The sequence below is a fragment of the Ruegeria sp. YKSF57 genome, assembly GCF_059612585.1.
In genome coordinates this window covers 17,077-40,547 of the sequence record NZ_JBXWQW010000030.1, presented here as the reverse complement: position 1 = coordinate 40,547, position 23,471 = coordinate 17,077, and the positions used below count along the sequence as shown (strand labels likewise).

The window sequence follows — 23,471 nt, the reverse complement described above, 5'->3', positions numbered from 1 at the left end:
TTTGGGCGGAACCGCCGGTAATTCGGCGGTTCCGCTTGGGTGGCTTCTGATATGCAAGATGAGGGGGTCAGGTCTTGCCAACAAAAGCACGGGGGGTTTGGGACGGAGCCGCCGGGTATAGAAGGCAGCTCCGCCTGAGTGGCTTTCTGTCTCAAAAGGTGAGGGGGTCAGGCCTTTTGAGCAAAAGCACGGGGTGTTCGTCGCAGCGCCTCCTTCTGCGCCGGTGTGAACTTGTCCGAAAGCTCCTCAATGAGCTTGAGCACTGCCTGGACTTCACTTTCGGTTCGGGCCGAGTTCATTTGTTCGACGAAATACCTTTCCAGAACGCTGAGCGGTTGGTGATCACGGTTCGCCGGATGCTGTTTGGTAACATCTTTCGATGTTGCACCATGGAACAGGGTAAGTGCCTCTTCTTCTTCTAGGAAGACGTCGTGGTCTATACCAGCATACTCCCTAATGCTGTTGATCCGTTCGTCGGAGCAGTCCATCAAGGCGGCCATAGCCGTGACTTTTCCCATTGGTTTCGGTGTTCCGAGATAGTCGCATGGAGCATTCCCGGATCGCTTTAGGACGCGGTTGATAACCGGATCGATCACAGCGACAGCGTCCAGAACGCCTGCTTTTTGTGCGTATTCAAAAGACCCGATCATAACTTCGCTCGTGACATATGAAATAGTATTCTTGCCACGTCCATGACCCAACTTGTTGGTGTCGACGCAAAAGCGGGTCGCTTCCCAGATTTGCGCGCTTCGCAGGGGCGGCTCACCATCAAGGATGTCGTTGAAGACGTCCGCCAGCATGTGTGGCCCGGTCGTTTGAAGCAATCTCATACATCCAACGACTTCCCCATCATCGTTGATGCTTACAACATGTGCAGGATGCAGGTTGTCGAACTTATCCCGCTCTTTCCCATCTTCGACTTTCACGTCCCAACCCAGGCGATCCTGGAAGACGCGAGCGCGCAATTTGAACATTTCGTCCAAAACACAGCTGAACTTTGGTGCGTTCAGCCCATCAATGACAATGATCATGTCATCCCCCTCTAATCTCTATTGTCCGTAACAATTAGGTTAAGAGAGACTTGACTATGAAATCTATTGGGGGATTCCCGTAGATTTCAATTTTTTTACCCGGGGTAGATTAAGCCCAGACTTATCGCGCGCCCGACAGCCTGCGCAGTGGTCAACGCACCAAGTTTGTCCCGGCCCGAACGCATGTGAACCTCGACCGTTCGGTGCGAGATGCTGAGAATATCACCGATATCTTGCTGGGATTTGCCCTCGGCGACCCATTGCAGGATTTCCTTCTCCCGCGATGACAGCGGTGGCAGGTACAGTGCCTTTGCCAGAAGTCCCGAACGCATCACAGTGTCATGAATATGTACGGCGGCCATCTGCAGCTCTCCCATGACATCCTTGATCTGGGATTCCCACTCTCTGTCAGAACAGTCGCGCGTCACGCTGAGCAAACCGCATTCGCCATAGGGGCCGCGGATTGGAACAGTCAGGCCGCGATCTGTAATGCCGAAATCACTCGCGTCGCGAAATACCGTGTTGAATTTGTCGTCGTGATTGAAACGCCCCCAATCAACGGGAGCCACGCTCAATGCCGCTTGATAGAGTGTGGGATCCAAATGGTGAAAGCCTTGCCGGGCATAGTGATGCTTCCATTCTTCGGGATAGTTTGCGTACCCCTGAACATCACCATGAATCGGATTCATGGTCGCATAAGAGGCAAAGTCAAAACCAAGCAAATCACAGACGGAGTCTATGATTTCACTTGCGGTCGTTTCTTTTTGATCGACCGCTGCTAAGTCAATTAACTTCACCTTGCACACCTCGGCTGCGGACGGTGCATCTGTCCGTTCAAGTTGCGGCTATTACCATATCCACGCCCGCACGTTGCGTCAAATGGCGTCATATAGACAAGTACGTTGATCATAATCAGGAATTAAGCGCGCTTGATCGGCAACACTTTGTCCATTTTGTGACAGGAGTGTCCCGAAACACCTAATACCAATAGACTTAAGGAGTCCAAATAGTCAGTTAGGCTGGTCGCACCAAGTCAATTTCTTGAATGCCTTATGCGACACCCCTTCATGTATTTGGTTTGGCCAACCCTGTTTCCACCAACATCCCACGCCTTTTCGCCTCATAGTAGTAGCCTTTGGCATAAAGCTGTATTGCCCGGTGTTGATCGCCATCTGCCAACAGCCAGGCGCCACGCAGGTATTTTCCCGCATACTTCAAGTTTGTATCGGCATCCAAAAGCCCGTTTGGCGGCCCCTGATAGCCCATCGTACGGGCCGTGGCCGGATAGATTTGCAGCAAGCCGTAATAGGGCCTGTTGACCGCCCAAGGACGGTGGGTGCTTTCGCGGATCGCAAGCTTGTGGACCAACTCGCGCGGCAATTCGTAATGGTCGGCCCATTTATTGATCAGGCCCCGTAATTCCGGCGTTTCGTTCGGATAAAGCGGAGGGTTTAATTGCTGGTTTCGGGTGCTCAGCCGATCATCTGAACCGGAACAGGCAGTTAATGCAGTTGAGCATAACGCAAACAGGATTGTCCGGCGTGTCAGGTTTGTCATCGGGCACCTCCGTATCGGAATCCGTATAAGCGGAGGACTTTGTCGCTGCAAACCTCTGTGAGTTTGTGTGCTGTTTCCCGCCGACGTCGTCCTTTTTCCGCCGATATAGAAAAAGAAAAGCCGCGCATAAATGCGCGGCCCTCAGGTTTTTTGAGTTCAGTCTCAGGAAGCGTCGGAAGAAGTTTCTTCGTCGGAAAGACCTTCATCCTCGGATGCGGCCGAGCCGATGTCGTCGAACAATTCCGAGATCTCGAATTCGGCGGCAGCCTCTTCCTCAGCGGCCAATTCCTGAATCGACTTGCCCGAAGCCTGCAATTCGGCCTCTTCAGCCGAACGCGCTACGTTGAGCTTAATTGCCACTTCAACCTCCGGGTGCAGGATGACCGCGACGGTGTGAAGACCCAGCTCCTTGATCGGAGCGACCAGGGCAACCTGTTTCTTGTCCAGCGAGAAACCTGCTTCGGTGGCAGCGTCCGCCGCGTCACGCGGCGTAACAGAGCCATAAAGCGCACCGGCATCCGATGCGGAGCGAATCACGACGAACTGCTGGCCGTCGAGCTTTTCAGCCAGCGTTTCGGCTTCTTTCTTTGTTTCAAGGTTGCGGGCTTCCAGTTGCGCTTTCTGGGATTCGAAAGAAGCAACGTTTGCTTCGGACGCGGTCAGCGCCTTGCCTTGCGGCAGCAGGAAGTTGCGGGCAAAGCCGGGCTTGACGTCAACGACGTCGCCCATCTGGCCCAGTTTCGCAACGCGTTCGAGAAGGATAACTTGCATGATCCTGTTCTCCTTACTTCACGGCGTAGGGCAGCAGGGCGAGGAAGCGGGCGCGCTTGATGGCGCGAGCCAGTTCACGCTGCTTCTTGGCCGAAACGGCGGTGATGCGGGACGGGACGATCTTGCCGCGCTCGGAAATGTAGCGCTGAAGCAGACGCGTGTCCTTGTAGTCGATCTTGGGCGCGTTCTCACCCGAGAACGGGCAGACCTTGCGGCGGCGGAAAAACGGTTTTGCGGCCATGGTTTTATGTCCTTTCCTCAGGCGTTGATCAACGGCGTTCGCGGCGATCGCCGCGTTCGTCGCGCTTCTGCATCTGAACCGACGGGCCGTCTTCGTGACCGTCGACCTTGATGGTCAGAACGCGCATGACGTCGTCATGAAGGCGCATCAGGCGCTCCATTTCCTGGACCGCTCCAGCGGGGGCATCGGTCTTGAGGAAGGCATAGTGCCCCTTGCGGTTCTTGTTGATCTTGTAGGCCATCGTCTTGACGCCCCAGTACTCGCTGTCGACGATCTTGCCGCCGTTGTCCGCGAGGACGGTGCCGAAATGTTCGACGAGGCTTTCCGCCTGCGCGTTGGAAAGGTCCTGACGCGCAATCATGACATGCTCATAGAACGGCATGTGTGCTCCTGTTTATATCAAGGCGCATTTCATAGGCGGGGCCATTTCCCTTTCGCGACCCTGCCACGAGAGGCTGCGCGGTTCACAAATCACTGCGAAAGGATGGCCCCATATACACGTTTGAGCGTCAGGGACAAGTCCCGAATAATGTCACCACCCCGCCGCCCAAATACCCTGCGTGCGCCCAATTGCTGACGCTTTTTCAGTCGAAATTCTGACTACCGCGAGTTGAACCGCATAAGAGTAACCGCATTGTAAGGACCTTGAGACCGATGACCGCGACCCAGACCAACACATTCTCGCAGCCGATGACCGTGTCGGCCTTTGACAAAGCCGTGCCGGTCAAGATCACATTCGCTCCGAACTGGCCTGCGCGCATTGTGCTGCTCAAGGCGATCGGTTTGCTGATGATCGTCAGTGTTCTAGCCCTTTGGTTTATGCCGGGTTCGACTTTCGATGCCGACATGTTGCCCTTCAAGGCGGTTCCATCGATGCTGGTTCTGGCAATGGGAACAGCCTTGCTGACCCTTAAGCATGTGAACGATCGCCCCGACGCATATTTCGATCCGATCCGTCGCGAAGTGCGGGTTCTGCAGAAAAACGAAAACGGCCGTCCGCACACCGTGCTGCGTCGCGGTTATGAAACACTGGGCGGCGCCCGCTTTTCGGACAAGCAGGTGGAGTTGTTCGATCTCGATGGTAGCCTTTTGATGAAACTTCCATTGGCGTCGAAAGAAGTCGCGAATGCGCTCAAGGGACAGTTGAGCGGATCCATTGCAATCGCTGCGTGAGTCTGCCTCTGTTCATTCTCTAACAGGTTCTGTGAAAATTCGAAGATTGTGTGCCGCCCTGGGGCGGCACATTTTCGTTTGATGGGCGGCCCGATTGGTCGCATCGTCTTAACGTGGAGCAGACTTTATGAAAACGACCCTTCTTGCCGCCGTCTTGGCGTTGACCGCGACATCGGCGCTGGCGACTGCCGACAAATATGTTCTGGATGCAAGCCACAGCCAAGTGGTTTTCACTTACAACCACCTGGGGTTCTCGACCACGACCGGCATGTTCTCGGGGTTCGAGGGCGAGATCTTGTTCGACCCCGAAAACCCCGCAACATCAAGTGTTTCGGTCTCGATGCCGGTCCTGTCCATGTTTACTGGATGGGAAAAACGCGAAGAACATTTCATGTCGGGCGATTTCTTTGGCGCCAAGGAGGGTGACATGATTGCCTTCAACTCGACAGGGATTGAAATCACTGGCGAGAATTCGGCCAAGATTGTGGGCGAGCTGACTATGAACGGGGTCACCAAACCGGTCGAACTGGATGCCACGCTGAACCAGCTGGGTGAGCATCCGGTGGCTGGCAAGCCCTGGGCCGGGTTCGATGCAACCACAACAGTTGTGCGCTCGGATTTCAACCTGGGTATGTTCGCGCCCTACGTGAGCGATGAAGTCGAGATCAAAATTTCGGTCGAGGCGCAGAAGGTCGAGTAAGGATCTACCCTTTCCAAAAAAAACGGCGGCCTGCATGGCCGCCGTTTTTTAGGTAACCAATCTTGGCTCAGCCGTGTTGTCACTGCGAACGGTGTGCGGTCAATTCAATGTCTACATCAACCTCGAATTTCAGGGACGCTTCATCTTTGATGTTCGAACCGACCCCGTACTGCATGCGGTCAAGCGCCAGTTTCCCGGACATGGTCGCCTGGTCGCCCTTTAGATCAAGTGTGAACGGCAATACTACGTCGTGAGTCTGGTCACGGATTGTCAGAGGTCCGCGCGCCTCATAGCCAGTCTCTGTCTTGAACAATTCGGCTTGGAATGTCGCGGTCGGGAAGTTGGCGGCGTCAAAGAAATCGAGGCCTTTTGCCTGGTCGGTAACCGAACCGATGGTCACGGACGCGATCGAGACCGTCACGTTGACGGTCCCCGCCGGGCCAGACTGCGCCGGATCTTCAAATGTGATGGATGCGTTCCAGTCGGCGAACCTGCCTTTGATGGCATTTCCCATCTGTGTGATCGTGAACCCGAGTGTCCCGCTTTCGACCTGCCAGTCCGATTGCACCTGGGCGAGGTTCGAGGCGGGCGTCGGTTCAGCGGCTTGACCACCACTCCAGACGCCATATCCCAGTGCGGTCGCCCAAAGGACTACAGCAGTAGCGGCAGGCAGCAGGCTGTGCGATTGTTGTGGCGGTTCGGGGGCGATGGGCCGACCGGGCAACATGCGCCGCAATGTGCCGTCCCGGTCGATCACGTGGTGCTTGAAAGCGCCAAGCACATGCAGCCCCACGGCAACAACCAGAACCCAATGAAAAATCCAATGCAGCCGGCCAGTCAAGCTGGAAAGCCATTCGGATTTGGGCACAAATGGCAGGTTTTGCCCAAACGGCCAGACGATCGGGGCAAAACCTTCGGTGGCGGCGTGGTGCATCCAGCCGGTCAACGGGACCAGAACCAAAGCCCCATAAAGTACCCAATGCACGAGTTCCGCAACGTAAGCTTCGGGTTTGTTATCCGCGTTCAGCAAGCCCGGCTTGGTTTGGGTCAAGGCCCAAAAGATTCGCGCGAGCGCCAGGAACAAGATTGAAACGCCCAGCGTTTTGTGGATGGAAAACACGGTTACGGTACGGCTAATGTCCTCGATCGTGGTTTGAACGGACGGATCATAGACGTCCTTGGCCATTTCGCTTGCGACCCATCCCAAGGGAATGGCGGTCAGAATCATCAACGCGATCAACCAGTGGAAAGTTTTGGCAATACTTCCATATTGGCTCGACGAGTTGGTAAAAGGCACTGTGCGGCTCTCCTGCTAGTCTTACGGAAAACCTATGTGACGCGTCTCAAGGTGCAACTGTTTAGAGCGCACAGGTTCCGTGTCTTTATGCAGAGCTTGTGCCGCGCGCCTGTGCAGTTTACACCGCGCGGCAACCCAACGTCAGGTAAGAGGTCGCAATGACAATCGCATTCGTTTTTCCGGGGCAGGGCGCCCAGACGATCGGAATGGGCAAGGCGCTGGCTGATGCCTATCCGGCTGCAAGGGCCGTCTTTGATGAAGTGGACGAGGCTTTGGGAGAAAAGCTGAGCACGCTGATCTGGGAAGGCGATATTGACGAACTGACACTGACGCAGAATGCACAGCCCGCGCTGATGGCCACATCGATGGCAGCCATGCGCGCGTTGGAGGCCGAAGGAGTCCCGGTATCAAAAGCGTCCTTTGTCGCCGGTCATTCGTTGGGTGAATACTCGGCGCTGGCCGCGGCAGGAGCCTTGAGCTTATCCGATACGGCGCGCCTTCTGCGTACGCGCGGGCTGGCGATGCAAAGTGCCGTGCCGGTAGGCCAAGGAGCGATGGCGGCCATTCTTGGGCTGGATCTGGATGCGGTGCGCGAGGTTGCCGATGAGGCCGCCCAGGGCGAGGTCTGTCAGGCGGCAAACGACAATGACCCGACACAGGTCGTGGTGTCCGGCGCCAAGGCGGCCGTTGAACGCGCCGCCGAGATTGCCAAGGAAATGGGTGCGAAGCGCGCGATCATGCTGCCTGTCAGCGCCCCGTTCCATTGCGCCTTGATGCAGCCTGCGGCGGATGTGATGGCCCAAGCCCTGGCCGATGTGGAAATCAAGGCGCCCACCGTCCCGCTGGTGTCCAATGTGCGGGCCGAGGCTGTGACTGATCCCGACCTGATCCGCCAGCTCTTGGTCGCACAGGTCACAGGATCTGTGCGTTGGCGGGAAAGCGTACAATACATGGCGGCGAATGGTGTTACCGTACTATGGGAAATCGGGGCGGGCAAAGCCCTGTCGGGGATGATCCGCAAAATCGACCGGGTACTTACGACCAATGCAGTCGGAACACCCGATGACGTGAACAAAATCACAGCGGGCGACACCTGACAGTTTTAGGAACATAAGCTGTATGAAAAAGACATGCAGTCTAATAAGGGGATGATCATGTTTGATTTGACGGGCAAAAACGCTCTGATCACAGGTGCTTCGGGTGGTATCGGTGGGGAAATCGCCCGCGCATTGCACAACGCGGGCGCAACAGTGGCGCTATCAGGTACTCGCGTCGAGCCCTTGCAAGCCTTGGCTGACGAACTTGGCGAACGCGCCCATGTTCTGCCCTGCAATCTCGGAGATTCTGACGCCGTGGTTGCGTTGCCGAAACAGGCAGCCGAGATCATGGGGTCGGTCGACATACTCGTCAACAACGCCGGAATAACCAAGGACAACCTTTTCATGAGAATGTCGGATGCTGAATGGGACAGCGTCATTGATGTCAATCTTAACGCGACCATGCGTTTGTGCCGAGGTGTTCTTCGCGGCATGATGAAGGCGCGCTGGGGCCGGATCATCAACATTTCGTCGATTGTCGGGTCCATCGGGAATCCCGGGCAGGCCAACTATGCTGCGTCCAAGGCCGGTATGGTCGGGCTTGCCAAGGCGATTGCCCATGAGGTTGCATCACGGGGAATCACCGTGAACACCGTTGCCCCCGGGTTCATTACCACCGCGATGACGGAAAAACTGACAGAAGACCAGAAAGCAGGCCTGTTACAGCAGGTTCCGATGGGCAGAATGGGCGAGGCGGGAGAAATCGCTGCGGCAGTTCTATACTTGGCCAGCCCCGAAGCGGCTTATGTAACAGGAAGCACCTTGCATGTGAACGGCGGTATGGCCATGTTGTAGGCGCAGGCGGTGGCAGGCGGAAAGCGTTTGCCTCCTGCGTTGTCTGTGCTATAGGCGGCGCGTATCTGTTAGGGCTGATCCGATGGTCGGTCCTCGAATCCCCGGGGTTTCCGGGACCCAAACCGCCCGGAACGGGCATATCAAAGCCGCCCGATCGGGCAAGGGCAGAACCGGGCAAAGCGCCCTGAAGGAATGAGGAATAGACATGAGCGACGTCGCAGATCGCGTAAAAAAGATCGTTGTTGAACACCTGGGTGTTGAAGAGGACAAAGTCATCGAGAACGCGTCGTTCATTGACGATCTGGGTGCAGACAGCCTTGACACCGTGGAACTGGTGATGGCTTTCGAAGAGGAATTCGGTATCGAAATCCCGGATGATGCGGCCGAAACCATCCAGACTTTCGGCGACGCCGTAAAATTCATCACCGAAGCTTCCTAAGCTTTTCGAGTGACCCCAAAAAAACGGCGCTTCCGTGCAACGGAGGCGCCGTTTTTTGTTGACCGATGCAGATTCCGTCTTGCGCAACGCCTGCACCGCCAGCAATTTTCGTTCCTGAGGCAAAAAAACAGAACGGGCAGGACATGAAACGATCCATCCCGATGATAAATACGGCACGTTTGACGCTGTGTGCGATGCGACCTGAGGATTTTCAGCGGTTTGCGGAAATCTGGAGCGATCCCACGGTCGTCCGCTTTATCGGTGGCGAGGTGCGAACGCGCGGCGAATCCTGGGATGCGTTTCTGCGCAATGCTGGTCACTGGCAGATGACTGGTTTCGGACAATGGGCGGTTGTTTCGCAAGCATCCCGCAGGATGATCGGGCAGACAGGCTTTTTCTACAGCAATCGTTGCCTTGGCGAAGATTTCGACCGGTTCCCCGAAGCAGGTTGGGTCTTGTCCCAAGAAGCTCAAGGCCAGGGATTGGGGTACGAGGCCGCGCAGGCCGCTCATGACTGGTTTGACAGGGTGATCCCCGGCCCGCTGGTTGCATTGGTGGACGTCGCCAACGAAGTATCCCGCAACTTGGTAGAAAAACTGGGTTACAAGCCGCTGCGCGAAACCGAGTATCGCGGAACGCTGGTGAATCTGTTTCGCCGCAATGGGCCGCCAGCCGTGATGTGAAACGCATTTTTCGCCCGTGCGCCGCAAATGGCGCAAACGATGCCGATCCTGTGAGATGACTGCGATTCTCTCTGCGATATGCTATGCTCGATTTCCACGACGACTGAGCAGAGGAACAGGCTCATGATCATTTATCCCACGATGGAACTGCAAAAAGGGCGCTGCGTGACGCTCGAAAAGGGGCGGCTGGATTCGGCGATGCTGTGGCATGTCGATCCGGTCGAGACCGCGCGCAGCTGGGCTCAGGCCGGTGCGGAATGGATTCACGTAACCGATTTCGATGCGATTGAAGGCAGTCACGAGAATGCCGAACTGATCGAAGAGATCATTCGCGCGGTCGGCGTTCCGGTTCAGCTGGGTGGTGGCATGCGGACCCGCGAGAATGTTGACCATTGGATCGACAAAGGCGTGGGGCGCGTTGTTCTTGGTACGTTTGCGGCGCGCGATCCACACACGGTCAAGGATCTGGCAATCCGCCATCCCGACCAGATCGTTCTGGCGGTCGATGTGTGGCAGGGCTATGTGATGACCGAAGGGTGGCGCAGTCAGAGTGTCTGGACGCCGGAAGCCTTTATCCAAGCGTTCACTGATACGCCGTTTGCAGCGATCCTGGTGACCGATATCAATAGCGACATGGTCGACGTCGAGGCGCAGCTGGGCCTGATTTCCGGTCTGGCGTCCGAGGCAAAGACGCCCGTCATCGCCAGCGGCGTCGTACGTTCGGTCGACGATATCTCGCGTCTTGCGTATATTCACAATATCGCAGGCGCGATGGTCGGTAGAGCGTTGTTCCGCAAAACACTGGATCTGTCCGAAGCGCTGGCTGTCGCCCAGTCTGCGCATGAGCCGGTTGCTGATTTCCAATAAGAAACTTCTGCGCCATCCCGAAATTGCTGCCACGCAGCATTCCGGGTTGGCGTTCCTTTGGCATTGAGCGAAATTCGGTCGTCATTTGGAAGACGACCTGTCGGGTTGGTGTTGATGAGGCGGGTCCTCAGATCGAACCTGTTTTGAGGTGAGCACGTCTTGTTCCGTTCAGCGAAGTCGCTTGCTCTGGTGCGTGTTGAGGTAAGTTCATCAGAGCTCTGCGATTGCCAAGTGGCTGAAAAACGCTGATTGTAAAGGAATGCTCGCTCTTGCCCCCATCCCCTTGGCCGGGGTATGAGCGGTTTTCAAACAGGAAGCAGGCAAGAGGCATAGTCTATGCGCAGAGTCGTTGTAACCGGTCTTGGTTTGGTCACACCTTTGGCCAGCGGGGTCGAGGAATCCTGGTCGCGGCTGCTGGCCGGAGAGTCAGGTGCCGGCCCGATCACCTTATTCGACGCCGAGGCAAGCGGAGTCGCCACGACCTATGCCTGCGAAGTACCTCGCGGTGATGGCACGAACGGAACATTCAATCCCGACGATTGGATGCCACCCAAGGAACAGCGCAAGATCCAGGACTTTATCCTGTATTCGATCGCTGCAGCCGAAATGGCGTGCAAGGACGCCGACTGGCTGCCCGAGGATGAGGATGCACGCCTGCGTACCGGTGTCATGATCGGGTCGGGCATCGGTGGGCTCGGATCGATTGCGGAAACCGCCAACCTGATCAAGGACCGCGGCCCACGCCGTGTGTCGCCGTTCTTCATCCCCGGTGCGCTGATCAATCTAGCGTCGGGTCAGGTGTCGATCCGCTTTGGATTCAAGGGACCGAACCATTCGGTCGTGACGGCGTGCTCGACCGGTGCTCATGCCATCGGAGACGCCAGCCGGCTGATCCGTCTTGGCGATGCGGATGTGATGGTTGCGGGCGGCGGCGAAGGCTGCATCTGCGAAATCGGAATCGCGGGTTTCAACGCGTGCAAGGCGCTGTCGACCAAGTATGCGGACAACCCCAAAGCTGCCAGCCGTCCTTATGACGTTGATCGCGACGGGTTTGTCATGGGCGAGGGCGCGGGTGTTGTGGTGCTGGAGGAATATGAGCACGCAAAGGCACGCGGCGCCAAGATTTATGCCGAGGTGCTTGGTTACGGCATGTCTGGCGACGCTTATCACATCACGGCGCCTAGCGAAGACGGTGATGGTGCCGAACGTTCGATGCGCGCCGCGTTGAAGAGCGCCGGGCTGGAGCCTTCGGCCATCGACTATATCAATGCGCATGGCACTTCGACCATGGCGGACACGATCGAACTTGGAGCGGTGGAGCGTCTTCTGGGGGATCACGCGGCAAAGGCGACCATGTCGTCGACCAAATCGGCCACTGGGCATTTGCTGGGCGCGGCAGGGGCGATCGAGGCGATTTTCTCGATCCTCGCGATCCGCGATCAGGTTGCCCCGCCGACGATCAACCTGGAAAACCCGGCCGTCGAAACACCGCTTGATCTGGCACCGAACGCCAAGCGCGAGCGCAAGATCGATGTTGCCCTGTCGAACTCGTTCGGGTTCGGTGGCACAAATGCGAGTGTGATCTTCGGAAAGGCCAACTAAATGTGGCGGGGTCTGGCTTCGAACATGCTGACTGTTCTGGCGGTGGGCATGTTCCTGGCCGCTGGGGTCGTGCTGTGGGGCAAGTCGCAGTATACGGCTGAAGGACCTTTGGATACGGCCATCTGCCTGCGGGTTGCAAGTGGGTCGAACATGACCCGCGTGAGCCGTGATCTGGAACAGCAGGGCGCGGTGACCAGTGGCACAATCTTCCGCTTGGGGTCAGATTATTCCGATAAATCTCAACACCTTAAGGCGGGAAGTTTTCTGATCCGCGAAGGTGCGTCGATGGAACAGATTGTCGAAGAGATCACGCGCAGCGGGGCCAGCACATGCGGGACCGAAATCGTGTATCGGATTGGCGTGACACGGACCCAGACCGAAGTGCGGGAACTGGACCCGGCCACGCTGGAGTTTGTGGAGATTGCCGAGTTCGATCCTGCTGATGGTCAAGTGCCTGAAGAATATACAGAAAAACGCGCCGAGAGAGATACCCGCTATCGCATTGCGATGGCCGAGGGCGTGACGTCGTGGCAGGTTGTCGAGGCCCTCAAGGCGATGGACGTGCTGGACGGCGAGGTCGGGGAACTGCCGGCCGAAGGGATGTTGGCACCGGACAGTTATGAGGTGACGCCTGGGACGAACCGCGCCGAAGTTCTTGCTAAAATGGTGGAAAAACAGCAACTTAGGGTGAACGCAGTTTGGGAGGCCCGGCAAGATGGGTTGCCTATCGAGACGCCGGAAGAAATGCTGATCCTTGCTTCGATCATCGAAAAGGAAACCGGCGTTCCAGAAGAGCGGGGGCAGGTGGCGAGTGTGTTCGTCAACCGCCTGGAACAAGGCATGAAACTGCAGACGGACCCGACCGTGATCTATGGGATAACCAAGGGTCAGGGCAGCCTGGGGCGCGGGTTGCGACAAAGCGAGCTTCGCCGCGTAACACCTTGGAATACATACCTTATAGATGGCCTTCCACCGACGCCTATTGCCAATCCGGGGTTGGCGAGTCTTGAGGCCGCAGTGGCGCCGGAGAAGACGGATTACGTGTTCTTCGTGGCTGACGGAACGGGTGGTCATGCCTTTGCCGAAACACTGCAGGAACACAACCGCAACGTCGCCAAATGGCGCGAGATCGAGGCTCAGCGGAAGAGCGAGGGCGACTGACCCGCTTGTCCGACTTGTCCGAAATGTACAGGTTTTCGGGGGCGTGTTGTGCGAAATGTACAAGTCCCAGGCAGTCTGATGGATCGATTTCGACGGGGCAGCGTCTTTGCCCGTCTGCGTTGCGTCGCGCCACTGGAGACCGGCGGAGCCGGATCCGGGTGATGCAACCTTGCCAATGCGGTCGGTTGCATCAGGACTTATCAAAATCTGATCATCAATGGGCGGGTCACTTTGCTTTAACGTTTCCCAAAGCCCAATCGAACTGTCAGAGGTGACGCAGTGTTTTTGCTGCCACCTTCATCAAGGAACCTGACCTGTGCTGACCGTCATCAAGAACGCCCTGATCCACAGTCCCGAGCCGGTTGGCATCGGCAACATCGTCATCGCCGGAGAGCGCATCGTCTATCTGGGAGCGGGTCTGCCCGACATACCGGAAGCTTTGACGGCCGAGGTGATGGATGCCGAGGGCGCGCCGGTTGTGCCGGGGCTGATCGATGCGCATGCGCATATCACCGGGGGTGGCGGCGAAACCGGGCCGGCCAGCCGGGTGCCGCCGATGATGCTGTCGGCCTTTACCCGCGCCGGGGTGACTTCGGTTGTCGGGGTTCTGGGTACGGATGACCTGACGCGGAATACTCAGACGCTGGTGCAGCAGGCCTATGGGTTGCGCGAAGAAGGGCTTTCGGCCTGGTGTCATACCGGGGGGTATCATGTGCCGCTGACCACGCTGACCGGGTCGGCGCGGGGCGATATCGTGTTTCTTGATCCGGTGATCGGGGTGGGGGAGCTGGCGATCAGCGATCACCGCTCGAGCCAGCCGACGCTGGACGAGGTGCTGCGCATCGCCAGCGAGGCGCATGTGGCCGGGCTGATGACCGGCAAGGCGGGGATCGTGCATTGCCACATGGGCGATGGGGAGCGGGGGCTGTCGATGCTGGAACAGGCGATTGCCACGTCCGAAATCCCTGCGCGGGTGTTCAACCCGACCCATGTCAACCGCAACAAACCGCTGTTCGAGCAGGCCGTGGCGCTGACCCGGTATGGCTGTTACATCGACGCCACCGCCTTTCCCGATGATCATGTCGAGCCCGGAATTTCGGCTGCGGAGGCTTTTGTGCGGTTTCGCGACGCGGGCGGTCGGATGGAGCGGTTCACCATCAGCTCGGATGGCGGCGGATGCCTGCCTGCCTTTGACCGCGAAGGGAACCTGACCCGTTTTGGCATCGGCCTGTCGGATACCTTGCCGGAAACGCTGGCCGCGCTGGTGGGAATGGGGGTGCCGCTGGCCGAGGCGCTGGCGCCGTTCACCTCGAATGTCGCCGATTTGCTGAAACTGCGCCGCAAGGGACGGTTGGGCGTGCATATGGACGCTGATCTGGTGGTTCTTGACGAAAACCTTGGGGTGCGGCATGTGATGGCACGGGGGGAATGGCATGTCCGCAACGGCCAGATAGCCCGGCGCGGCATGTATGAACAGGTATAAGCGTCCGCGCGGCTCTGGCGGCTGCCCGCTTCAGGACTGGAAGGTTTTTTCGACATGTGCCCAGCACCCGTTGCTGCAGACACCCCGCGCGGGTTCATCATCCCCATCGGTGGCGGCGAAGACCGCGTGAAGGAAATGCAGATCCACCGCAGGTTCGTGGAGATGTCGGGTGGACCGAAGGCGGATATCGTGGTGATCCCCACCGCCTCGATGCTGGAAGAGACGGGGCCGGATTACAACCGCATCTTTTCCGAGCTTGGCGCGGGCAAGGTCGAGTTCCTGCCGATCTCGCGCCGGGCCGATTGCGACAACCCGGATTTTGCCGGGATGCTGGACCGGGCGACCGGGATTTTCATGACCGGCGGCAACCAGTTGCGGCTGTCGGCGATTCTGGGCGGCACGCTGGTGGCGCAGAAGATCCGGCGGCGGAATGCGGCGGGGGTGCCTGTTGCGGGCACCTCGGCGGGGGCATCCATCATGTCGGAACACATGGTCGCCGGAGGCAGTAGCAACGCGGCCCCCGCGCAGGGCAATATCACGCTGGCGCCGGGAATGGGGCTGACCAACGCCGTCATCATCGATCAGCATTTCACCCAGCGCAACCGGCTGGGGCGGTTGCTAACCGCCTCATCCTTCAACCCTTTTCTGATCGGATTGGGTATCGACGAGGACACGGCGGCCTTCATCGGACCCGACAACGTGCTGGAAGTGGTGGGCAGCGGATCGGTCACGGTGGTCGATGCCAGCCATCTCAGCCATTCGTCAATGTGGGATGCGCGCGCCGGGGAGGCGCTGAGCCTGCTTGGACTTCGGCTTGACGTTCTGGGCGAAGGGTGCCGTTATGACCTGACGGCTCGTCAGGCGTTTCCGCCGGATGAGCATCTGGCGTTCTGCACCCTGCCGGAAGTGTCCGGGGAAAAGGCCGCCGCCGGGGGGGAATAATAATCTGATAAACGGGGAGCCTCATGAAAATCATCTCGACCAATGTCTTTGTGGGCCCGAATGTCTGGGCGAGTTTTCCGGTCATTCGGCATGTCATTGATCTGGGAATATTGGAAGAGTGGCCATCGGCCCGTATCGGGCCTGCGTTTATCGACGCCCTGATTGCGGCGCTGCCCGGCCTGGCCGAGCACGGCTGTTCCTATCGCGAACCCGGCGGGTTCATCCGCCGCCTGCGCGAGGATGAGGGCACCTGGCTGGGCCATGTGCTGGAGCATTGCGCCATCGAGGTGCAGAACGTGGCGGGCTCGGACGTGACCTTTGGCCGGACCCGCGGCACCGGTCAGCCGGGCCAGTACAACATGGTCTATGAATACCGCCAGCGCGATGTGGGGCTGGCCGCCGGAAAGCTGGCGATGCGGTTGTTGATGCATCTGCTGCCGCAGAAGCTGAAAGAGCAGCTGGAGTACGATTTCGATCCCGAGTTCGATTGGGACGACGAGTTGCGCAGCTTTGTCCTGCGGGCGCAGCGCAAGGAATTCGGCCCCTCGACTGGATCATTGGTCAGGGCGGCGGAGGAGCGCGACATTCCCTGGATCCGCCTGAACGAAGGTTCGCTGGTGCAGTTCGGGCATGGCAAGTTCCAGAAACGCATTCAGGCCACCATCACCTCGGAAACCAAGCATATCGCGGTGGAGATTTCCTGTGACAAGGAAGACACCCACAACCTGCTGAACGATCTGGGCCTGCCGGTGCCGCAACAGCGCATGGTCTATGCCGCGCGCGAGGCGGCCAAGGCGGCGGCGCGGATCGGGTTTCCGGTGGTGGTCAAGCCGCTGGATGCCAATCACGGGCGCGGCGTGTCGATCAACCTGAATTCGGAATCCGAGGTCGAGACCGCCTTTGCCGAGGCCAAGGAGCATTCGCGCAGCCGCGCCATTCTGGTCGAAAGCTTCATCACCGGGTTCGATCACCGGATGCTGGTGGTCAACAACAAGCTGGTTGCGGTGGCCAAGCGGGTGCCGGGCCATGTGGTGGGCGACGGCAAGCACACGATTGCCGAGCTGGTCGACATCGTGAACCTGGACCCGCGCCGGGGCATCGGGCACGAGAAGGTGCTGACCATGCTGGAGATCGACACTCAGGCCAGGCGCCTGATGGAGAATGCGGGCGTGACCGAAGAAACGGTGCTGCCCGAGGGCGAGATTTTCTATCTGCGCTCGACGGCGAACCTGTCGACCGGCGGCACCGCCATCGACCTGACGGATGTGGTGCATCCCGACAATCGCGACATGGCCGAGCGCGCGATCATGGCGGTGGGGCTGGATGTGGGTGGCGTCGATTTCCTGATCGACGATATCACCAAATCCTACAAGAAGATCGGCGGCGCGATCGTCGAGGTGAACGCGGCGCCCGGTTTCCGCATGCACGTGGCCCCGTCCGAGGGCCAGCCGCGCGACGTGGCGGGCCGGGTGATCGACATGCTGTTCCCGGCCAGCCAGCAGACCCGCATCCCGATTGCCGCGATCACCGGAACCAACGGCAAGACCACGACGTCGCGGATGCTGGCCCATATCATGAAGGCCAGCGGCAAGATTGTCGGGATGACTTCGACGGACGGCGTTTATGTGGATGGCAAGCTGAGCGTCAAGGGTGACATGACGGGGCCGAAATCGGCGCAGATCGTGCTGCGCGATCCGATGGTGGATTTCGCGGTGATGGAGACCGCGCGTGGCGGGCTTGTCCGGTCGGGTTTGGGCTATCAGCGCTCGAACGTGGCGGCGTGTCTCAACGTTTCGGCCGACCATCTGGGGCTGGGCGGCATCGACACGGTCGAGCAGTTGGCGGTGGTCAAGCGCGTGGTGGTGGAAAGCGCCACCGACACGGCGGTGCTGAACGCCGATGACATCAACTGTCTGAAAATGGCCGATTATGCGCCGGCCAAGACCATTTTTTACGTGACGACCAATCCGGGCCACAGCCTTGTGAAGGAGCATATTCAGGCGGGCGGCAAGGCCATCGTGCTGGAACAGGGCATGAATGGCGACATGCTGACCATCTATGACAACGGGCTGCATATCCCGATCCTGTGGTCGCATCTGATTCCGGCAGCACTTGAGGGCAAGGCGATCTTCAACGTGCAGAACGCCATGTTTGCGGCAGCCATGGCCTATAGTTTCGGGGTCGATCTGGACAATATCCGGCACGGGTTGCGCACCTTCGACACCAGCTATTTCCAGGCGCCGGGGCGGATGAACGTGTTTGACGAGCATCCCTTCAAGGTGATCCTGGACTATGCGCACAATCCGGCGGCGCTGGCGGCGATGAGCGCGATGTCCGACCGGATGGATGTCAAGGGCAGGCGGCTGTGCGTCGTCTCGATGCCCGGTGACCGGCGCGATCAGGACGTGGCGGACGCGGCGAAGGCGCTGGCGGGGCATTTCGATCATTTCATCTGCAAGGCCGATGACAACCGCCGCGGGCGCGGCCATGACGAAATCCCGCAGATGCTGAAATCGGGCCTGATGTCGGGCGGAGTTGCCGAGGAGGCGATCAGCGTCATTCCCGACGAGGTCGAGGCGATCAACGCGGCGCTGGACATGGCGGCGCCGGGCGACGTGCTGGTGATCTTTGGTGATGACACGGCGCGGTGCTGGAAGCAGATCATCTATTTCAATTCGGATGAGGATGCCGAGTCTGCCGAGGCGAGTGCGGCGGCGCCTGCACCCGTTCCCGGCGCGTTCGAGGAGCTGTTTGACAGCGATCAGGCGCTGATCCGGGATGAACGCGGCGTGCGGCTGCCGCGGGATGTTGGTGAGGACTCCGACTGAGGGGGCGACATGGACAGGATAGAGGCGCTTGAAACCGCGCTGACCATCACCTGCGCGCAAAGCGATCTGTTTCGTGTGGACGACGCGCGCCGGCTGACCGGGCCGGGCCTGTTGTGGGACAGTCCGGGGGCGGTTGTCGATGTGTTTTTCGACGGTGATCTGGCGCAGCGTGTCACCGGCTTGTGGCAGGTGCATGCGCGCCGCGTGCTGGATGCGCTGGGCTGGCAGGATGAGGCGCTGGCGTGGCGGGCGTTCACCGGCGGCGTGAACCTGGCGATTTCCGCACCGATGGATCAGCTGTATTCGGCGGTTTTTGCGGCCCAGACCGCCTGGCATTTCTGTGCGGCGGAGTTGGCGGGGGCGGCGTCGGGCAATTTCGAGGCGATGGTTGCCGACCTCAGGGGCGTCATGGAGCGTGAGGCCAACCCGGCCCTGATCGCGCTGATCAAGGCGGCGGAGAAGCACGGCGTCGATATCCTGTGCGACGATGACGAGATCTCGCTGGGTCACGGCGCCGGCAGCCGGACATGGGCCTGGGATGCGTTGCCCTCGCCCGACGCGGTGGATTGGGGCGCGTTGCACAACATTCCCGTCGCTTTCATCACCGGCACCAACGGCAAGACCACGACGACCCGTCTGCTGGAGGCGATTGCCCGTACGTCGGGCCAGGTGGCGGGGCTGACCTCGACCGAGTTCGTGCGGGTGGGGGACGATATCCTGGACCGGGGCGACTATTCCGGGCCGGGCGGTGCACGGATGCTGTTGCGGGACCGTCGGCTTGAGATCGCCTGTCTTGAGGTGGCGCGCGGCGGCATCCTGCGCCGGGGGCTGCCGACCCGCGCGGCCTCGGCCGCGGTGGTGACGAATGTGGCCAACGATCATCTGGGCCAGTACGGCGTCAACACGGTGCCGGAACTGGCGCAGGCGAAGTTTGCCGTGCGCCGCGCGTTGAAGAAGGGCGGTGTTCTGGTCCTGAACGCGGATGATCCCTTTGTGCGGGACGAGGCGGAAACCACGCCGGGTGTGATCTGGTGGTTCTCGCTGGACCCGGAAAACGATCTTATCCGCCGCGCCCGCGAGCGGGGAGAGTGCTGTTCGTTCCTGCGTGGAGAAGAGATCGTGTTCTTCGATGGGCAGGCCGAGCAGGTCATTCAATCGGTTCGCGATGTGCCGCTGACCATGGGGGGTGCGGCGCGCTATAACATCCTGAACGCGATGGCGGCGCTGTGCCTTGCGCGTGCGATGGAGATCCCGGTTGAGGCCATTCGCGCCGGGCTGGCCGGGTTCAGGCCCGATGCCCGTGACAATCCGGGCCGGTGCAACGAGTTCGCCTTTAACGGCGCGCGGGTGTTTGTCGATTTTGCCCACAATCCACATTCGATTGCGGCCGTGTGCGAGGCGCTGGGCGGGCTGTCGGCAAAGCGGCGCTTCATCGTGCTGAGCCATGCGGGCGATCGGTCGGACCAGGATATCCGGGAGGTCACCAGAACGGCGCTGGGGTTTCAACCGGATGTGGTGGTCGCTGCCGAGTTGGAAGGGTATCTGCGGGGGCGTGAGCTGGGCGAGATTCCGGCGCTGATCCGGCAGACCGCCACGGAATGCGGGCTGCGGGAGGATCAGGTTCTGCGCGCGGCCTCGCCGGTCGAGGCCAGCAGGATGATCCTGGATCGGGTCGAGCCCGGTGATCTGGCGCTGTTGCTGGTTCTGTCAGAGCGCGATGCGGTGCTGAACCTTTTGCAGAGCTAGCCCGGGCGCGCGCAGAATTTTCTTGCCGCACCGTAAGGATTGCACTAAGCGCGCGGTACCGGTCCCGCAAGGGCTAAGAGGGAATCCGAGGTGCCGCGCGGCATCAACCGGAACTGCCCCCGCAACTGTAGGCGGCGAGCGCTGTCCGTTCGTGTCACTGGGCCTTTCAGGTCTGGGAAGACAGGACAGGCGACGACCCGTCAGTCAGGAGACCTGCCGGTAAAAACCGAAACACACCGGACGGGGTTGTCCGGGGAGGTTGCCAAAGGATCCTGCCGGGGGCCGTGCGCCGCCCTGCACCGACAGAAGACGAAATGCGTCTGTCGCTTTGGTCAATGCCCTTTCACCCGTTCTCCGGTCATTGACATATGGAGATCGATCATCATGGTTTTGCGTACCGGCCTTGTGGGCCTTTCCCTGTCTCTGTCGGCGGCAAGTGTGGCCGCCAGCGAAAGTTTTCCGCTGACCATCGAAAACTGCGGCCATTCGGTGACGTTCGAGGCGCCAGTGGCGTCGGCGGTCACGGTCGGTCAGGCCGCGACCGAGGTGCTTTATGCGCTGGGGCTGGGCGAGCAGGTTCTGGGAACCTCGGTCTGGTTCAACGAGGTTCTGCCCGAGTTTGCCGAGGTGAACGCCAAGGTGGAGCGTCTGGCCGACAACGACCCCAGCTTTGAAAGCGTGGTTGCCAGGCGGCCCGGTCTGGTGGCGGCGCAATATGAATGGCATGTCGGCCCCGAAGGCATCGTTGCCACGCGAGAACAGTTTCGCGAACTGGGCATTCCGACCTATGTGATGCCTGCCGATTGCGTCGGCAAGGACAACTCGGTCGGCAGCGACGGGACGCGGATCGAGATGTTCTCGACCGATACGCTGTATCAGGGGATCGAGGAACTGGCCGCTGTCTTTGGGGCGTCCGAGAAGGGTGCGGAACTGGTGGCGGACTACAGGGCGCGCGAGGCCGCAGCCATTGCCAGGGCGAAGGCGGTGGAACTTGACGACGTGTCCGCCGTGTTCTGGTTCTCGTCCCCGGAGATGGAAAGCGATCCGTTCGTGGCCGGGCAGAAAGGCGCGCCGGGATATATGATGAACGCGCTGGGCATCCGCAACGTCATCGAAACGGATGAGGAATGGCCGACGGTGGGCTGGGAAACCATTGCCAAGGCCAATCCGACTGTCATCGTGATCGCCAAGATGGACCGTCGCCGCTTTGCCGCCGATGACTATGAGAAAAAGCTGGAGTTTCTGCGCAACGACCCGGTGGCCAGCCGGATGGATGCGGTCAGGAACGACCGCATCGTCATCATGGACGCGCAGGCCATGGATGCCACCATACGCGCAATTCCGGCGCTGGAGGATCTGGCCGAGGAGTTGAGCAGCGGCGGTAACAGCCAGTGAGCGAGATCGCCGCAATCGCCCGGCATGTACTGGGGGCCGTGTGCCTTGCCGTGCCGGTGCTGGTTGCGGCGGTTCTGGCGGGCGCGATGATCGGGGAAACCGCGCTTGCGCCCGAGCTTGTGTTTTCAGTGCTGGCCAACAAGCTGGCCGGGGCGGGTCTGGCCGTCGATCCGATCGATCAGGGGATCGTGTGGAGTTACCGGTTGCCACGGGCGCTGGTCGCCGCGGCCTGCGGCGCGGGACTGGCCGTGGCGGGTGTGGTGCTGCAGGCGCTGCTGCGCAACGCGCTGGCCGATCCGTATATTCTGGGCATCTCTGCCGGGGCCTCGACCGGGGCGGTGGCGGTGACCATCGCCGGATTGGGCGGCGGCGCGTTGTCGCTGTCCTTTGGCGCGTTCAACGGTGCGCTGCTGGCTTTTGGGTTCGTTGCCATCCTGGCCCGTGCGGCGGGTGCGGGTGGCGGACGGGCGGCAACGGCGCAGATCGTTCTGGCGGGGATTGCGGGATCGCAGCTGTTCAACGCGATGACGGCCTTCATCATCGCCAAATCCGCCAATGCCGATCAGGCGCGCGGAATCATGTTCTGGCTGATGGGCAACCTGAGCGGGGTGCGCTGGCCGGATGTGTATCTTGCGATACCTGTGGCTTTTGCCGGCTGGCTGATCTGCCGTTTTCACGCCCGCGCGCTGGATGCCTTTACCTTTGGCTCGGATTCCGCGGCGTCGCTGGGCATACCCGTCCGGCGGGTGCAGGCGGTGCTGATCCTTGCCACCGCGCTGACGACGGCGGTCATGGTATCGATCGTGGGGTCCATCGGCTTTGTCGGGCTGGTGATCCCGCATGCCGCGCGATTTCTGGTGGGGCCGGGGCATCGCCGCCTGATCCCGACCGCCGCCCTGATCGGTGCCGTGTTCCTGATTGGAGCGGATATCGTGTCGCGCATCATCATCACCGGTCAGGTCCTGCCCATCGGGGTGGTGACTGCGTTGATCGGAGCGCCGGCCTTTGCCGTCATTCTGGTGCGCGGACAAAGGAGCGCGCGATGAGGATCGAGGCCCGAGACCTGAGTTACGCCGTGCGCGGCAAGCGCCTGTTGTCAGGTGTGTCCTTTGACGTGGACCCCGGTGAGACGCTGGCGCTGGTCGGTCCCAACGGGTCGGGCAAGTCGACCCTGATGCGCCTGCTGGCGGGATTGGTGCGCCCGAGTTCGGGGCAGGTCGAACTGGCCGGTGATCCCCTGTCGGCGCTTGGGCGGCGGCAGATCGCCCGGCGTGTCGCCATTGTCGAGCAACAGGCCGACACGACAGAGCGGGTGAGTGCGCGGTCGGTGGTGGAGCTGGGCCGCACGCCGTGGTTGTCGGCCCTGCGGCCTTGGCAGGCGGAAGACACGTGGCAGGTCGACAAGGCGCTGCGGACCGTGGACATGGCCGGGATGGCGCACAGGGAGTGGGCAACCCTGTCGGGTGGAGAGCGCCAGCGGCTGCATATTGCCCGCGCGCTGGCGCAGCAGCCGGGGCTGCTGCTGCTGGATGAGCCGACAAACCATCTGGACATTCACCACCAGCTGTCGATCCTGAGCTGTGTCCGCGCGCTTAAAGTGACGACGGTGATGGCGCTGCACGATCTGAACCAGGCGATGACCTGTGACAGGGTGGCGGTACTG

Annotated in this window: 22 protein-coding genes, 1 pseudogene and 1 riboswitch; of the genes and pseudogenes, 16 read left to right on the top strand and 7 right to left on the bottom strand. The window is 60.0% G+C overall.

Features of this window, described 5'->3' with window-relative positions; translation table 11 throughout:
- Positions 1–167 precede the first annotated feature (167 nt).
- The 6 genes from AC2FLX_RS13970 to rpsF form a co-directional block, all read right to left on the bottom strand.
- On the bottom strand, positions 168–1,031 hold the full coding sequence (locus tag AC2FLX_RS13970) for an acyl-homoserine-lactone synthase (protein ID WP_496747288.1): 864 nt from the start codon (positions 1,029–1,031) through the stop codon (positions 168–170).
- A 95-nt stretch (positions 1,032–1,126) separates the two neighbouring features.
- On the bottom strand, positions 1,127–1,828 hold the full coding sequence (locus tag AC2FLX_RS13965) for a helix-turn-helix transcriptional regulator (RefSeq protein WP_480748277.1): 702 nt from the start codon (positions 1,826–1,828) through the stop codon (positions 1,127–1,129).
- 268 nt (positions 1,829–2,096) lie between these two features.
- Positions 2,097–2,588, bottom strand: coding sequence for a transglycosylase SLT domain-containing protein (locus tag AC2FLX_RS13960; RefSeq protein ID WP_496810681.1), 492 nt, complete (start codon positions 2,586–2,588; stop codon positions 2,097–2,099).
- A gap of 162 nt (positions 2,589–2,750) precedes the next feature.
- Positions 2,751–3,359 (bottom strand): 50S ribosomal protein L9, encoded by a 609-nt coding sequence (gene rplI, locus AC2FLX_RS13955; RefSeq protein ID WP_496810682.1) that lies wholly within the window; start codon positions 3,357–3,359, stop codon positions 2,751–2,753.
- A 13-nt stretch (positions 3,360–3,372) separates the two neighbouring features.
- Entirely contained in the window at positions 3,373–3,600 is a 228-nt protein-coding gene (rpsR, locus tag AC2FLX_RS13950; protein WP_005608650.1) for a 30S ribosomal protein S18, read from the bottom strand.
- A 28-nt stretch (positions 3,601–3,628) separates the two neighbouring features.
- A complete protein-coding gene (gene rpsF / locus AC2FLX_RS13945; RefSeq protein ID WP_480748280.1) occupies positions 3,629–3,982 on the bottom strand; it encodes a 30S ribosomal protein S6 in 354 nt (117 codons plus the stop codon).
- A 272-nt stretch (positions 3,983–4,254) separates the two neighbouring features.
- Here rpsF and AC2FLX_RS13940 point away from each other — a divergent pair, with 272 nt between their 5' ends.
- Entirely contained in the window at positions 4,255–4,773 is a 519-nt protein-coding gene (locus AC2FLX_RS13940; RefSeq protein ID WP_480748281.1) for a hypothetical protein, read from the top strand.
- Positions 4,774–4,900: 127 nt separating this feature from the next.
- Complete coding sequence (locus AC2FLX_RS13935) at positions 4,901–5,473, top strand: YceI family protein (protein WP_480748282.1); 573 nt, start codon at positions 4,901–4,903, stop codon at positions 5,471–5,473.
- A gap of 79 nt (positions 5,474–5,552) precedes the next feature.
- Here AC2FLX_RS13935 and AC2FLX_RS13930 read toward each other — a convergent pair whose 3' ends face one another.
- Positions 5,553–6,770, bottom strand: a complete 1,218-nt coding sequence (locus tag AC2FLX_RS13930) for a cytochrome b/b6 domain-containing protein (protein ID WP_496810683.1) — start codon at positions 6,768–6,770, stop codon at positions 5,553–5,555.
- 158 nt (positions 6,771–6,928) lie between these two features.
- Between AC2FLX_RS13930 and fabD the strand changes: the two genes are divergently transcribed.
- The 14 genes and pseudogenes from fabD to AC2FLX_RS13860 form a co-directional block, all read left to right on the top strand.
- Positions 6,929–7,867 (top strand): ACP S-malonyltransferase, encoded by a 939-nt coding sequence (gene fabD / locus AC2FLX_RS13925; RefSeq protein WP_496810684.1) that lies wholly within the window; start codon positions 6,929–6,931, stop codon positions 7,865–7,867.
- Between the two features lie 57 nt (positions 7,868–7,924).
- Complete coding sequence (gene fabG / locus AC2FLX_RS13920) at positions 7,925–8,662, top strand: 3-oxoacyl-[acyl-carrier-protein] reductase (RefSeq protein ID WP_480748285.1); 738 nt, start codon at positions 7,925–7,927, stop codon at positions 8,660–8,662.
- Positions 8,663–8,867: 205 nt separating this feature from the next.
- Positions 8,868–9,101: an acyl carrier protein gene (locus AC2FLX_RS13915; protein ID WP_480748286.1), complete on the top strand. Its 234-nt coding sequence runs from the start codon at positions 8,868–8,870 to the stop codon at positions 9,099–9,101.
- A gap of 143 nt (positions 9,102–9,244) precedes the next feature.
- On the top strand, positions 9,245–9,784 hold the full coding sequence (locus AC2FLX_RS13910) for a GNAT family N-acetyltransferase (RefSeq protein WP_496744048.1): 540 nt from the start codon (positions 9,245–9,247) through the stop codon (positions 9,782–9,784).
- 123 nt (positions 9,785–9,907) lie between these two features.
- The gene (locus AC2FLX_RS13905) at positions 9,908–10,651 is read left to right on the top strand and encodes a 1-(5-phosphoribosyl)-5-[(5-phosphoribosylamino)methylideneamino]imidazole-4-carboxamide isomerase (RefSeq protein WP_480748288.1); all 744 of its coding nucleotides are present in this window, start codon (positions 9,908–9,910) and stop codon (positions 10,649–10,651) included.
- Between the two features lie 336 nt (positions 10,652–10,987).
- Positions 10,988–12,253 carry a beta-ketoacyl-ACP synthase II gene (fabF, locus tag AC2FLX_RS13900; RefSeq protein WP_480748289.1) on the top strand — a complete coding sequence of 422 codons (1,266 nt, stop codon included), beginning with the start codon at positions 10,988–10,990 and terminating at the stop codon, positions 12,251–12,253.
- The gene (mltG, locus tag AC2FLX_RS13895) at positions 12,254–13,414 is read left to right on the top strand and encodes an endolytic transglycosylase MltG (protein ID WP_496744052.1); all 1,161 of its coding nucleotides are present in this window, start codon (positions 12,254–12,256) and stop codon (positions 13,412–13,414) included.
- A gap of 316 nt (positions 13,415–13,730) precedes the next feature.
- Positions 13,731–14,897 (top strand): beta-aspartyl-peptidase, encoded by a 1,167-nt coding sequence (gene iadA, locus AC2FLX_RS13890; RefSeq protein ID WP_496810685.1) that lies wholly within the window; start codon positions 13,731–13,733, stop codon positions 14,895–14,897.
- 54 nt (positions 14,898–14,951) lie between these two features.
- A complete protein-coding gene (locus tag AC2FLX_RS13885; protein ID WP_496744056.1) occupies positions 14,952–15,839 on the top strand; it encodes a cyanophycinase in 888 nt (295 codons plus the stop codon).
- 23 nt (positions 15,840–15,862) lie between these two features.
- Positions 15,863–18,667 (top strand): cyanophycin synthetase, encoded by a 2,805-nt coding sequence (gene cphA / locus AC2FLX_RS13880; protein WP_496810686.1) that lies wholly within the window; start codon positions 15,863–15,865, stop codon positions 18,665–18,667.
- A gap of 9 nt (positions 18,668–18,676) precedes the next feature.
- Positions 18,677–20,413 carry a Mur ligase family protein gene (locus tag AC2FLX_RS13875; RefSeq protein WP_496810687.1) on the top strand — a complete coding sequence of 579 codons (1,737 nt, stop codon included), beginning with the start codon at positions 18,677–18,679 and terminating at the stop codon, positions 20,411–20,413.
- A 42-nt stretch (positions 20,414–20,455) separates the two neighbouring features.
- Positions 20,456–20,648: riboswitch (cobalamin riboswitch) on the top strand.
- A gap of 149 nt (positions 20,649–20,797) precedes the next feature.
- On the top strand, positions 20,798–21,808 hold the full coding sequence (locus AC2FLX_RS13870) for an ABC transporter substrate-binding protein (protein ID WP_496810688.1): 1,011 nt from the start codon (positions 20,798–20,800) through the stop codon (positions 21,806–21,808).
- Positions 21,805–22,854 (top strand): FecCD family ABC transporter permease, encoded by a 1,050-nt coding sequence (locus AC2FLX_RS13865; RefSeq protein WP_496810689.1) that lies wholly within the window; start codon positions 21,805–21,807, stop codon positions 22,852–22,854. Before AC2FLX_RS13870 ends, AC2FLX_RS13865 begins: the two co-directional genes overlap by 4 nt.
- Positions 22,851–23,361 (top strand): annotated as a pseudogene (locus tag AC2FLX_RS13860) (ABC transporter ATP-binding protein); the annotation flags it as partial. The gene AC2FLX_RS13865 and the pseudogene AC2FLX_RS13860, both read left to right, overlap by 4 nt.
- Positions 23,362–23,471: the final 110 nt, after the last annotated feature.